Below are 12,804 nucleotides of genomic sequence, written 5' to 3'. Positions count from 1 at the left end.
CTTCGTCTTCTGTCTGTTCTTAATGTTCGCGGGTTTCTTTGAATTCGATATCCGGGTAACGCTCTTTAGCCAGTTGCAGATTCACCATAGTGGGTGCAATGTAGGCCAGATTGTCACCGCCATCCAGTGCCAGGTTTTGTTCAGCTTTACGGCGGAACTCATCCAGCTTTTTCGCATCTTTACTGTATACCCAGCGGGCTGTACTCACACTGATATGTTCGTAGATTGCATCTACGTTATATTCCGCTTTTAAGCGGGCCACAACCACATCAAACTGCAGTACACCTACCGCACCGACGATCAGGTCATTGTTGATCAGAGGACGGAAAACCTGCACAGCCCCTTCTTCAGATAACTGTATCAGTCCCTTAAGCAATTGTTTTTGCTTCAGCGGATCTTTCAGGCGGATACGCTTAAACAGTTCCGGCGCAAAGTTAGGAATACCGGTAAAGCGGAAATTATTGCCGGACGTGAACGTATCACCGATGCGGATAGTCCCGTGATTGTGCAAACCAATAATATCGCCGGCATAGGCTTCTTCCAGAAGTTCCCGGTCACCGGCCAGGAAGGTCAGCGCGTCAGAAATACGGACGTCTTTATTAATACGTGAATGACGCATTTTCATGCCCTTCTCGTATTTTCCGGAAACAATGCGGCAGAAGGCAATACGGTCGCGGTGTTTAGGATCCATATTTGCCTGGATCTTAAATACGAAACCACTGAACTCAGGCGCATCAGCACTGATTTCACCGTCTTCTGTCTGGCGTCCCTGCGGCGCAGGTGCCCACTCAACCAGACCATCCAGCATATGGTCAACACCAAAGTTACCCAGTGCAGTACCAAAAAATACCGGTGTCAGTTCCCCTTCAAGGAACAGTTCCTGATCAAACTCGTTAGACGCCCCCTGAACCAGCTCCAGTTCGTCTTTCAATGTTTCCAGCAAACCGCTGCCAATAGCTGTTTCAAGTTCCGGATTATCCAAACCTTTAATAATGCGTACATCCTGAATCATGTGACCCAGACCGGATTTATACAAAATCACTTCATCACGGTGCAGGTGATAAACACCTTTGAATTCTTTACCGCAGCCAATTGGCCAGGTCACCGGCGCGCACAGGATTTTCAGCTCGTTTTCAACTTCATCAAGCAACTCCAGCGGGTCGCGGATATCGCGGTCAAGCTTGTTCATGAAGGTAATAATAGGCGTATCGCGCAGGCGGGTAACTTCCATCAGCTTACGGGTACGATCCTCAACACCTTTTGCGGCATCGATAACCATCAGACAGGAGTCAACGGCAGTCAGTGTGCGGTAGGTATCTTCAGAGAAGTCTTCGTGTCCCGGCGTATCCAGCAGGTTCACCAGATTTTCACGGTAAGGGAACTGCATGACCGAGGTCGTGACCGAGATCCCCCGCTCTTTTTCCATTTCCATCCAGTCAGATTTGGCATGCTGACCGGACTTCTTCCCTTTCACGGTACCGGCTTTTTGCAAAGCTTGTCCGAACAAAAGGACCTTTTCAGTAATGGTGGTTTTACCCGCATCGGGGTGACTGATAATCGCAAACGTACGGCGTTTGCTGATTTCGCTGGTTAGGTTACTCATGGATATTCTGATCTGTCACTGTGTGAGGGTAGACGCGGGTTCAGAGCTTGCGGGCGGCGCCACCTTGAATTTCAAAAATTGGCGCGCATGATACCAGAATTGAGAAAAATTGCCGCCCTTTTCTCTACGGTGCAAATCCGCCGGCGCATTTGCACCGGCAGGCAGAAAGTTTGTACTCCGGAGGTCTTACTTTTTCTTCTCCGGTATGGATTTATCGTATTCCACCAGCTCTTCTAATGCAGCCCCGGGATCCTCTTCCCCGGCGACGGAGTCGAATTCTTCTTCGTCATGACGAAAGTCTTCTTCCGCCAGCGTGATTTCCCGTTCATGTTCACGGGCTTTTTTATTGCTGTCAGCCATCATATTCACCTGCTAATTGAACAAAACACACTTTTGTTAATTATACGTGAAGAGAGGATTTTGGATGAGATTTCAGATTATTTTTCTCACCGGGAGATGGTTTACTCTGTAGGATACAACCGCCGGGTATAATCGCTGACGCCCTATACCAGCAACATACGCATTATCCGCGCGTCTTCTTTACCGCCATCACAAGGGTAGTAATTTTTACGCACTTCAATGTCTTCAAAACCGGCTTTTTCGTACAGTGAAATGGCTTTGAGGTTTCCGGCTCTTACCTCGAGCCACAGTGACTCAGCCTGTTGTTGCCGGCACCATGCAATCACACCGTCTAATAACTGTTTTCCGGCCCCCTGCCCCCGGTCAGAAACAGCAACTGCAATGTCCATTAACGTGGCTTCGCCGGCAACCAGTAATATCACGGCGTAACCGGTGAGCTTAAGCTCACTGTTAAGTGCTGCCAAACCTGCATAGGGCGGTGTAAGACAGTCCGCAAAGGTAGATAAGGACCAGGGATTATAAGTGGCCTGCTGATGAATAGCATGGGCGTCATTGATCAGAGTGTCAGAAAGTGGCTGGAGTGTGAACGACGGCATCACTTACTGACCGGCACAAATGACCTGCCACAGACGGCGCTTTTCCGCAGCGTCTGATGGCGCAGTTTTATAAGGTAATGAAAGAATATTATTTTTCAGGGACAACTCTGAACCAAATTGCCAGCGAACAGACTTTGCATCGTAAAAAAGAGACAACGCCTGTAATATGTCCTGTCCGGCAGCTCCGAAGCTGCGGGGATCAATGGTTTCAACCGCCGGTGATGCCGGTTTTGCTTCATCGTCCTGCACTTTTTCCGGGGCAGATGGTTTTTTATCCTGTTTATTCCCCAGCATGGAACGAAGCTGCGCAATGCGTGCCTGACCACTTGCGGCGGGTTGAACAGAAGACTGAGATGGAACGGCAGCGCCGGAAGGCGTTAGTTCAGCAGTGTGACTGTTACCGGCAGCAGATGTTGCCTGAGTCTGTGATACAGCCTGAGATTGCCATACACAGATACCCATTTCCTGAAGAACAGCAATTTGATAAGGATTTAAACCGGACGTCATGAAAATGGATTTACTTTTGAGTGGAAGAAAGTAGGAACACTATAACTTACTCAGAGGAAAAGTGGCAGGGGTGGAGGGACTCGAACCCCCAACCATCGGTTTTGGAGACCGCTGTTCTACCAATTCGAACTACACCCCTAGCGCGCTGTGCATTATACGTATGCATTAACAAAGGTAAAGCCTTTTTGTGGCAAAAAAACAGCAAAACCAGTGCCTTTGCCTGGCATTCGCACAATACGCACAAAAAGCGCACAGCATGGCTGTTACTCCGGTTCACTCACCTTCTGCCGGTTAGTGGTTTCCAGTGCTGCCTGCCAGAGTGCAGCAGTGACATTCACCACCCGGCGTTGCTGTTCACAGGCAAAGATGACCTTCTCTTCAGCGGCCCCGCTTAAAGCGGCGTAGTGTTTATACAAGCGCAAAGCGGCTTCGTCATTTAACTGATTAATCGCAGCACAGGATGCCACATCAAAATAACGATTGCCGCTGGCAGCATATTCCCAGTCTACGATAACGGGTTTAGCGCCACCGGCTCCGGTTCTCACAATGTGCGGCAAAGACAGATCGTTGTGACAAAGCACCGCCTGTTCAGCAGGCGGCTGCTGTGCATCACCGGAATCAATCACGTTTCTCAATGCTTCAGCCAGGGGATGACTGCTCTCAAGATCTGCACTTTCAAAATAGCGCACCAGTCTGGGCTCAAGACACAGAGGTGGCGCGTCAATAGCTGTGCAGTGAATGGTGTGTAACGCAAAGGCGAGCAGGATGATACTGTCTTCACTGTTTGCGTTGTTCGCCGGTTCCGCATCCGTGGTGACCCAGCGTTCTGCCCACAGCGTGCAGTCAGGACTCAGCCACAGAGGTTCAGGCGCAATGCCCTGACGGAACAGGCTATGCTGAAGCGTAAACTGAGCATGTTTGTTTACACCGGTAAAACTCTCACCGGCAGACCACTTAACAGCGAACTCACGCTCACCGTCAGTGATATTGAACAGACGATTCACATCCCCGCCCTGCCGTGATTCACAGATTGCATTACCGCTAAGCTTCAACGGCTCTGCTAACGCTTTAACGATAAGCGCGGGCGTCATGTTCCTGCATCTTCCATTGTTTCAGCCATTGTGCATAACCAAATACGGCAAATCCGACATATCCCAGAAACAGACACGCCGACAACATCAGGCCGCTTTGGGCGTAAAGGTAAGCTGAAGCCAGATTGATTACTATCCAGTACAACCAGTTCTGTAAAACCTTATGGGCCACCATCACGGTAGTCACCACACTGACCACCTGTATACTTGCATCGAGTAGCAGGTGTTCGCTGTTGAACTGCCCCTGTGCCCAGAAGGATAAGCCCCAGGCGATCAGGAGAAGTCCCGGCACCAGCATGGCATGGGTATACCATGGCCAGGAATGCACCCGGTCGTCGCCGGCAGCCTGACGGTTCCACTGATAATACCCGTATCCGGCCATCATCATGTAATACAGATTCAGGATGGCCTGAAATGGCAGTGTAACCTGCCAGAAGAGCCAGGTATAAATAGCCGTACTGATAAATGCACACAGCCAGCACCAGCGGTTTTGCCTGGCAGCCAGCCAGACATAGGCCAGTGCCAGCACTACAGCAACCCACTCGGCCAGTGATGTCGCGGCTATCTGTTCAAAGAAATGCGGGATGAAATCAGTCATCCTGATCCTTACGGGCCTGCATCACATCGAAGTTCAGAAACTTGGCCACAAAAATGGCCTGCCCGACTTCTTCATGGGTGCGCTGCATTTCTTTTCCCAGTACCGCCATAACGTCGGCATACTCGCCGGTGACCTGTGTACTGGTAGAACAGGTCGTCACATCAAGGGTGTCGTAACTGTTCAGTCTGTCAATAAACGACTTTATGGGTGGAATGTACTCATTCACCAGAGGATACAGAGATAGCTCAACCATGACCTGCATAGAGATTCCTTAAAATTGAAAACGGGCTGTGACGCCGAACTGTCTGCCATCACCCAACTGATAATAAGGTTCAGCAAACTCATAGTAATCACGGGGATCGTTACTGAATCCACCGAAACCGCGGGTGTACCAGGTTTTATCAAACACGTTCTTTACCCACAGTGTGGTGCGCAACATGCCTTTTACCCAGGTAATATCAGTGTTGTACAACGTTGTGGCCGGTGCTGTTTCATCATGGCCATCAGAGAAGCGGTATTCGTCTTTAAAGTCCATATCAGCGCGCCATACCAGAGAATCAGTCAGCCACAACTCACTGAACAGGTTCGCTGTATATTTAGGTGCCTGAGCCTGACGCTGCTTACTGACATATTCACCGTCGGCAGTCTCGTAACCTTCAAAGGTGGCACTGAGGTAACCCGCGCTGGCCTGCACTGTCCAGGATGACGTTGCCTGCCAGGAAAGCTCCAGTTCTGCCCCTTTATTTGTGCCCACATCGGCATTCGCCGTGATATCGATAAAGGCGGCAGAACCGTCTTCACGTTCCTGAACATCAAAATCGCTGATTTGGGTATCTTCCCGTTCCATGAAGAAAACTGCTGCGCGGGCAGTCAACTCAGGAACAAACAGTTTGCCTTTGTAGCCTGCTTCATAGTTCCAGTTGTATTCCGCATCAAAGAAACGGCGCTCCCGGCTGACCTGTTCATCATAGTTAATGCCGGCACCTTTGTAACCTCTGGATACGCTGGCATACAGGTAGTCCCCTCCCATATCCCAGGTCAGTGCCAGTTTGCCGCCGGTCATGGTCGTGTCATCGTCGTACACCACCTGCGCATTATCAGCATAATCATAGGCGTAATTTTCAACACGCAGGGCGGACGTCAGCAATAAAGACGGAGTCAGCTGAGTATCAAGCTGACCGTAAACCGCTGTTGTCTGCGGTTCGAAGGTACTGATAAAGTCGCCGTCAGCATAGGTATACTGGCGCAGTAAATCCTGTTCACTCTGATTGATGCGGCCACCGATAACCCAGGTCGTGGTGTCATTGAAGATTTTTTTATCTTCAGCAGAAGTAAAACGCACCTCGGCAGATTGTTGGGAAACATCCCGGTAATATGCATCAAAGGATGTATAGCCCCAGGGGTGAAAACCAGTGTAGGTCCAGTCTTCGTCGTAGCCGTAAGCGATATCATGACCGGCCATAGTCGCAATGATTTCCAGCAAACCACCGGCGGTTTCATGATTGATATGTGCACTGACCGCTTTGGTTTCCTGCTCATCAAAGCCGGGTTCATCCGACAACGTGTGGCGGTTGTTATCCAGTGAGAAAGCATCGTAACCGTTATTGATATCGTACCAGCGGAAATCCACCGCAACGGATGTTTTGTCAGTCACATCCCACAGTGTTCCCAGCCTTACTGCATTCTCATGAATCCCGTTGGTATCGTCGGCACCCAAAAAGTCATTTTCAATAAAACCGTCACTGCTGTTGTGCACAAACGCTGCACGCCAGGCCAGAGAATCAGACGCTTGTCCGCCATGAGCACCTTCAGCGCGGAAGAAAGATTTGTTTCCCACAGACAATTCAAAATGACTCTCACTCTCTTCTGAAGGAGCATTGCTGACAATCTTAACCGCACCGGCCAGAGCACCGGTTCCGAATACTGTCGCCTGTGGTCCGCGGTAAACTTCTACCTGCTGTGTATCAAAAAGTACACCTGCTGCAGCAAGACCGGAGAAATCAAAATCGTCGACCAGGAAACTGACTGAAGGATTAATCGGTTCAGCAAACTGGCTGCGCTCACCAATCCCCCGGATCTGAATAAAACGTCCACGGGATGCTCCGGCCGCAAAATTCACATTCGGCGCAATACTTAATACATTGTCAATATAGGTAGCCTGACGGCTGTCCAGGCGGTTGCCTGATAACACAGAAGCGCTGGCACTGAGTTGATCGAGAGTCGCTGTGCGGAAATCACCACTGACGGTAATACGTTCGATGTCTGCAGTGTCATCAGCAAAGGCAGGAAGTGCAAGTAGTGCGAGAAGAATTGCGTTTTTTTTCATTAGGATCTCTTTAATCATCAAAAAGATCCGGCTTTACGGCAGGTATTGAGGTTTTCAGATTGCTTTTATCACCATCCCTACGCCGGTATTATCCGGATCAGGTTTAAGGGTTCCCATGGAATGGATCTCAGCCGTAAAGACGGCACCCCTTGGCCTAATGCTTATTGCGGAGTCCGCAAATTAAGCGAGGGCAGTCTAACAACTTCAGTGACTTAGTCAAGTTGCCGGCAGCCCCGAAAAAGCAATAAAAAAGCCCGCGATGTGACGTGGCGGGCAATGAAGATCAGGCGACCTTCTGATTCTGGCGTCTTGTGCGCCATCCCATAAACCCTATTCCCAGAAGGATCAGTGACATGGCGGTTGGCTCACTGACTTCTGTAATAGAGGCATTCCGGAAGCGAACCTTCATATCTCCACAACCACTGGCTGCATCACAATCGTTAATGAATACGATGTCGGTAATAAGTCCTGACATGTAATCATCCAGAGTAATAGAGAAGGTTTCCCAGGCTGGTTCGTTGGTATAAGTAAAGTCATCCAGACCGAAATTCTGTGTGCCACCCAGAGCAAACGTGCGGCTGGCATCGTTATTCTGTTCACCGGCAGAGAAATCTGCCAGCCAGATCCCGCCAATCTCAGAGTAAGGGTTTGCATTAGTATTGTTGTTGCCCGGCGTCATACGAAATTCAAATGACAACAAAATATCTGAAGCAGAATTATCTAAATCCAGGCTCTGGATCCCGAAAGCATCATCCAGGTTCAGTGTGAACCAGCTGTTTTCGCGCAGGTTCAGTACACTGCCATTGTTTGTCCAGGTTCCGTAGTTAGACGTGCCGCTTTGTTGATGTGCAGTCAGAGTCTGGGCAGCGAAGTCGATATCGTAGCTGCTGATAATGTTGGCGTTAGCCGTGAATGCCGCACAGAAGCCGGTTAGCAGGGCTGCAGTTTTGATGCTAAATTTCATTTATGTTCCTTGAGCAGTGTGTGCCTGAAAATAGTTAAACAACTTCACTGCAACCCGGCTGTCTTATGGCGGTATAAGACCCGTGGCTTTCCGTCCCTGCCTCACGACAGGTTTGGCGAATCTACTCTGTGGAAGTGACGTTTCCACCAATGAGTCGACGGTTGTAATGATAGGGAGAGGCCCGCAAGTAAAAAAGGACACTTCTGAACGAAATCCGGTACAAATTTGTACCAACACAAAATTCACCCTTTTTCTGTCAAGCCACAGGTAATTCTTATATCCTTGACTGAAGGGATCCGGTATAGGGAGCAAACGTGCAGTATCACGGTTTTTTCTGGTCGGCAGTCATCCGCGCTTTATTGAGTCTGAGAAGGGATAACGGACTTGATAACGAATATGACACAACGATGCTCGAAAGCGTCACACAAATAGAAAATGAGAAAATGGACGATGACGGACTGGCGTCTATTCTTCACTCTCTTTGTCCTGCCAACGAATATGAGACAATTGGCCGCTCCCTGATTGGCTATTTTGATTTCAACAAAATGAGTAATCTGGTGGTGTATCTCACGGCCAGTAAGCATATTGATGACGCACTCCATGTACTGGGAAAACACTACCACTATATTCTGGGTAACAGTGCGGCACTGACAGTAAAAACTGACGGAAATGAAACCTGTCTCCGGTTTCAGCCATCATCACATCCTGTTCTTACCGAATTCCGCTGTTATTTCCTCCTCGCTTTGTGCCGTCACCTGGCCGGCAGAAAATTCGACTTCACAACGGTCACCTTACCGCCATCCGGCGAACAACCGGTCAGCTTATTAAGGCCGGTCAGCAGCGGTGATATCAGACATGAGGGAGTTGTTGTATGCCTTGTTTTCGATAATAAATGGTGTAAACAGGCATCATTTTACTATTCTCAGTCGATTAAAAAAATGCTGGCGGGAAACCTCGACACCAGCAATGATTTGCCGTTAAAGCAGCAGGTTAAAGAAGCATTTCTCAAAGCCCCGAGCCCGGCAAGGATCCGTTCGGAATGGGTAGCAACGCAACTAGGTCAAACGGAGTCCGCGTTTCGTCGCCAGTTAAGGCAAGAGTCCATTTCTTTCAGCGCATTACTCAAAGAGTACATTCATGACCAGTCATGTCACCGGTTACTCAGTGGCGAAAAAACGGAAGACACCGCCGCCCACCTTGGCTTCTCTGACCGCCGATCCTTTGAGCGCAGTTTTAAGGAACATGCCGGGATCAGTGCAGGACAGCTACGCCAGCTTGGCAACCGCCTGCGTTTTCAAAAAGGTAACGGTAATCTCATTAATGTGGTGGAGAACCTGCCTCCCCTGCCCAATTCAATTCAGACTCTGCTGAATATGGACTGTGAAACAATGACGCTGGCAGATGTGGTCTCACTGATTGAAAAAGATCCAATTTTTCAGGCCCACGTTATGAGCAAGGCCAGCAGAGCGGTTTATGGCTCTGTACCCAAAAATCTTGAACAGGCAATCGGCCGGAATCTCGGGCTAGGCAATATCCGGAATCTTGCTGTAATTTTCGCAGCGCAGCAGTTGCTAACCTCTCAATGCCGGTTTGAAAAAGTTAACCTGCTCACTGATGCGATGCTGCTGAGCCTGACTATCTTTCAGCGCCTGTTCGGTTTCAACCGCTTAAACGAAGACCAAACTGAGCAGGTCAAACAGCTTTTACTGTTTGGCACGTTATCCCTGTTTCTAATTTTTCACGACGAATGTCTGTTTTCCGACGGCGCAGTCACTCACTGGGATGAAAGCGCTTCATTTGACGTTTTCCTTAACCGTATCAATGATGAATACGGCGTTTGCCTGTATGGTGCCACATCATTAATGTTACTGAGATGGGGTTTTAACAGTGCAGTGAATCAGCAATTGTGGAAACTGTGCAGCAACGACGAAAATGGAAATTCTGACAGCCTGACGGGTCAGATCACACTGTGTCATACCATCGCATTCAATCTGCTGAATTCACAGGAAACACCTGAATACAGTCAGGATACGCTGACTAAGGTGCAAAGTGAGATGCTGGAAGAGATCGTGACGAGCTGGCGGGTTTCAGCGGCCTGATATCTATGATCAGTGCCGCTTACCCGCATCAGAACTTGTGAGCAGGCGGCTTTAACCGTTTATTCTGCATTCAGATTCAGGCTGCGGATTTCAGCCTCTGTTTGTTCTTTCAATATCTCCATCGTTTTACCATGGGGCGTCGGAGTACGGGAATCCGGATCGAGAGTTACAAAAACAATATCATCAGCGAGACATATGGTTTTCTTGGTCGCTTTGTTTCTCACCAGACATGTTACCGTAATCGACGTACGCCCCACCGATTTAGTTTCCAGACCAAACTCCACGATATCGCCCTGTAATGCCGGGGATTCAAACGTGATTTCACCAATATGCTTAGTGACCAGACAATTTGTTTCCAGCTGACAAATCGCGAAAATTGCCGCTTCCTCGTCAATCCATTCCATCGCCCGGCCACCAAATAAAGCATTGGCGTAGTTAAGATCATTGGGCATGACAAGCCGGCGGGATAAAAAGCGCATTCGAATTCCTCGTAAACAATAGATAAAATAGCGGCTGGATTATACGTGAAATGATATCAAATGGCTCAGACAACTGTGACTGACTGGCTTACAGCACCCTTGTTTTGTAATACCAGCGATTATCACCGGCAAAGACTAGTGATCCATGGCGATAAGCATCACCATGCCACCACAGTTGAAGACATACTCTCATCACTGCCTGAAGATATTTCTTTTTGCATTGCCGGCGAACTTAACGCCAGGCTTGCTGATATAGCAAAGACCAGGATAGCGAAGACCACGCCACTCAATTTGTACCGGCAGTGTTTAGGCAGTGAGTATGACATTGTCATCATCGACTTCTCTGAGCAATTCAGGCCATCTGTGCTGACGGCTCTGGCCGGTACAGTAAAAGTATCCGGAACACTAATACTTCTGACACCGCCATCAGATACCTGGCACTCTCATCCGTCGGTTACCCGCCCCTATTTTTTAAGCTACGGACAAACACTGAATAGCAGTGTATATATAGATAAGATTCTGCGCCCTTTAACAGACACTCCGGAGACGGGCATGGTCAGCCGGGACAGCGTGTACTTGCCCTCCCCGCAGGCTGTGGAAGTTTCCCGCATATCTGAGTCTGACAGACTGACCGCTACCCAGCAGAAGGTGTTTGACAAGATCACGCAGGATGACTGCAGCACTTACAAGTGTGTTTGTATTGAGGCAGCCAGAGGCAGAGGAAAGTCATTTTTATCCGGTAAAATTATCGCCCACTTTCTGAAACTGGAGTTAAATGTAGCTGTTACAGCGTATTCGCAAGCCTCTGTCTCAGGATTACTCGCGTCCTCGGAATGCGAAAGCGGAAACAGAGCGCAGTGGATGGCTACGGACAACCCGCTGTTATCCGAAGATAACATTGATGTTCTTGTCATAGACGAAGCTGCAGCGCTGCCACTGCCGCTGCTACAGCGCTTATTATCAACACCTGCGTTTGTTATCTTAAGCTCTACTACAGACGGTTATGAAGGCAGTGGACAAGGATTCAGAACCAAGTTTCTCCAGCCTCACAATATTCCGGTGAGAAAGCTGTCAGAGCCTGTACGATGGCGCGGAGGCGACCAGTTGGAAACTCTGGTATCGAACCTGACATTCAGACAACCGCTGAGCCATGAAGAACCGGGCGACCCGCGGGAACCTGTTTCACCGGAGCACCGTGTCCTGCAGGCAAAAGACATGCAACCGTCTACACTCCGCCAGGTACTGGAAATGCTTACTGTTGCGCATTACCAGAGTAGTCCCGATGACATGTTAAGACTGACAGACTCTCCTCAAAACAACTTCCACCTTCTTACTGTGAAAGGCAAGATTATTGCTGCCGCAGTAGTAGAGCATGAAGGCAGCATTGCGCCGGTAGCCCTCACGGAGCATATTGCAGAAGGAAAACGTCGTGTAAAGGGTCATCTGACGGCACAGAGTCTGGCTTTGATGAGCACTGATGCTAATTTTGCATCCATGAAAATAAGGCGGATTAACCGCATTGCAGTAAGTCCTGACTGGCAGTCAAAAGGTCTCGGGTCAAAATTACTCAAGCAAATTGTTTTCACCTGCCAGACTGGAGGTGCTGATTTGCTCACATCATCGTTTGGTGCTGATGACCAGTTATTGAGATTCTGGGTAACTAATGGTTTTACAATTGTAAAACGGGGCAGTAAACCGGACAAAGCATCAGGATTGATCAGTGCACTGGTCGTCAATCCGGTCTCTCAGAGGGCAGAAGAAGCCATCGATCAGCTTTTGGCACTGGAAGAAAACAATGAGCTCCCCCCGCTTCTGCGTAAGCGCCATTTATTGAGGGTTCGCCAGTTCGTTGAAGGCAGCCGGAGTATCGATCATCTTTATTCCTCGCTGAATTATTTAACCCAACTGGCTGATAAAGCCCATTCCGACTCTGATATCGAATTAGCATCAATACTTCGCAATTTGTCTGCAGGGGAGTCTTTGAAGCAGTTAGCGGACCGCACAGGCCTGCAAGGTAAGAAAGAGATGGTTAATGATCTCAGACGCCGGTGTGAACAACTTCTGTCGTCGGGGCATGACGGTGGTCAGGTTTGAAATCAGGTTGTGAGCCAGATATGAAAATTAAAATGAGAAGTACTGAAAACAAAAAACCCTGCTGTCGCAGGGTTTTTTAATTCTAAT

The 12,804-nt window shown here is 49.0% G+C and carries 12 protein-coding genes, 1 tRNA gene and 2 riboswitches; of the genes, 2 read left to right on the top strand and 11 right to left on the bottom strand.

Going from position 1 to position 12,804, the window contains the following annotated elements; translation table 11 throughout:
* Nucleotides 1-19 precede the first annotated feature (19 nt).
* From prfC to AC4PME_RS02850, 10 genes are all read right to left on the bottom strand, one after another.
* Nucleotides 20-1,603 carry a peptide chain release factor 3 gene (gene prfC, locus AC4PME_RS02895; protein WP_474844718.1) on the bottom strand — a complete coding sequence of 528 codons (1,584 nt, stop codon included), beginning with the start codon at nt 1,601-1,603 and terminating at the stop codon, nt 20-22.
* Nucleotides 1,604-1,789: 186 nt separating this feature from the next.
* Nucleotides 1,790-1,963: a hypothetical protein gene (locus tag AC4PME_RS02890; RefSeq protein WP_491046472.1), complete on the bottom strand. Its 174-nt coding sequence runs from the start codon at nt 1,961-1,963 to the stop codon at nt 1,790-1,792.
* A gap of 143 nt (nt 1,964-2,106) precedes the next feature.
* Nucleotides 2,107-2,559 carry a ribosomal protein S18-alanine N-acetyltransferase gene (gene rimI / locus AC4PME_RS02885; protein WP_119503341.1) on the bottom strand — a complete coding sequence of 151 codons (453 nt, stop codon included), beginning with the start codon at nt 2,557-2,559 and terminating at the stop codon, nt 2,107-2,109.
* A gap of 3 nt (nt 2,560-2,562) precedes the next feature.
* Entirely contained in the window at nt 2,563-3,066 is a 504-nt protein-coding gene (locus tag AC4PME_RS02880; protein WP_119500651.1) for a hypothetical protein, read from the bottom strand.
* A 62-nt stretch (nt 3,067-3,128) separates the two neighbouring features.
* A tRNA-Trp gene (locus tag AC4PME_RS02875) sits at nt 3,129-3,205 on the bottom strand.
* Between the two features lie 124 nt (nt 3,206-3,329).
* Nucleotides 3,330-4,157: a phosphotransferase gene (locus AC4PME_RS02870; protein ID WP_491046473.1), complete on the bottom strand. Its 828-nt coding sequence runs from the start codon at nt 4,155-4,157 to the stop codon at nt 3,330-3,332.
* The gene (pnuC, locus tag AC4PME_RS02865; RefSeq protein WP_119500649.1) at nt 4,135-4,755 is read right to left on the bottom strand and encodes a nicotinamide riboside transporter PnuC; all 621 of its coding nucleotides are present in this window, start codon (nt 4,753-4,755) and stop codon (nt 4,135-4,137) included. The genes AC4PME_RS02870 and pnuC overlap by 23 nt, the downstream gene beginning before the upstream one ends.
* Nucleotides 4,748-5,017 carry a hypothetical protein gene (locus AC4PME_RS02860; protein WP_119500648.1) on the bottom strand — a complete coding sequence of 90 codons (270 nt, stop codon included), beginning with the start codon at nt 5,015-5,017 and terminating at the stop codon, nt 4,748-4,750. Before AC4PME_RS02860 ends, pnuC begins: the two co-directional genes overlap by 8 nt.
* Before the next feature lie 9 nt (nt 5,018-5,026).
* The gene (locus AC4PME_RS02855) at nt 5,027-7,081 is read right to left on the bottom strand and encodes a TonB-dependent receptor (RefSeq protein WP_119503340.1); all 2,055 of its coding nucleotides are present in this window, start codon (nt 7,079-7,081) and stop codon (nt 5,027-5,029) included.
* Between the two features lie 57 nt (nt 7,082-7,138).
* Nucleotides 7,139-7,241: riboswitch (TPP riboswitch) on the bottom strand.
* A 123-nt stretch (nt 7,242-7,364) separates the two neighbouring features.
* Nucleotides 7,365-8,045: a hypothetical protein gene (locus tag AC4PME_RS02850; RefSeq protein ID WP_119500647.1), complete on the bottom strand. Its 681-nt coding sequence runs from the start codon at nt 8,043-8,045 to the stop codon at nt 7,365-7,367.
* Between the two features lie 45 nt (nt 8,046-8,090).
* Nucleotides 8,091-8,172: riboswitch (cyclic di-GMP riboswitch) on the bottom strand.
* 187 nt (nt 8,173-8,359) lie between these two features.
* On the opposite strand from AC4PME_RS02850, the gene AC4PME_RS02845 reads away from it, so the two are divergent.
* Entirely contained in the window at nt 8,360-10,144 is a 1,785-nt protein-coding gene (locus AC4PME_RS02845; protein ID WP_491046608.1) for a helix-turn-helix domain-containing protein, read from the top strand.
* Nucleotides 10,145-10,203: 59 nt separating this feature from the next.
* Here AC4PME_RS02845 and AC4PME_RS02840 read toward each other — a convergent pair whose 3' ends face one another.
* Nucleotides 10,204-10,623 (bottom strand): acyl-CoA thioesterase, encoded by a 420-nt coding sequence (locus AC4PME_RS02840; RefSeq protein WP_491046609.1) that lies wholly within the window; start codon nt 10,621-10,623, stop codon nt 10,204-10,206.
* 60 nt (nt 10,624-10,683) lie between these two features.
* On the opposite strand from AC4PME_RS02840, the gene AC4PME_RS02835 reads away from it, so the two are divergent.
* On the top strand, nt 10,684-12,717 hold the full coding sequence (locus tag AC4PME_RS02835; protein ID WP_491046610.1) for a tRNA(Met) cytidine acetyltransferase TmcA domain-containing protein: 2,034 nt from the start codon (nt 10,684-10,686) through the stop codon (nt 12,715-12,717).
* The last annotated feature ends 87 nt before the right edge of the window (nt 12,718-12,804 follow it).

Source organism: Alteromonas sp., assembly GCF_984505615.1.
This window is presented reverse-complemented; position numbering and strand designations above follow the sequence as displayed.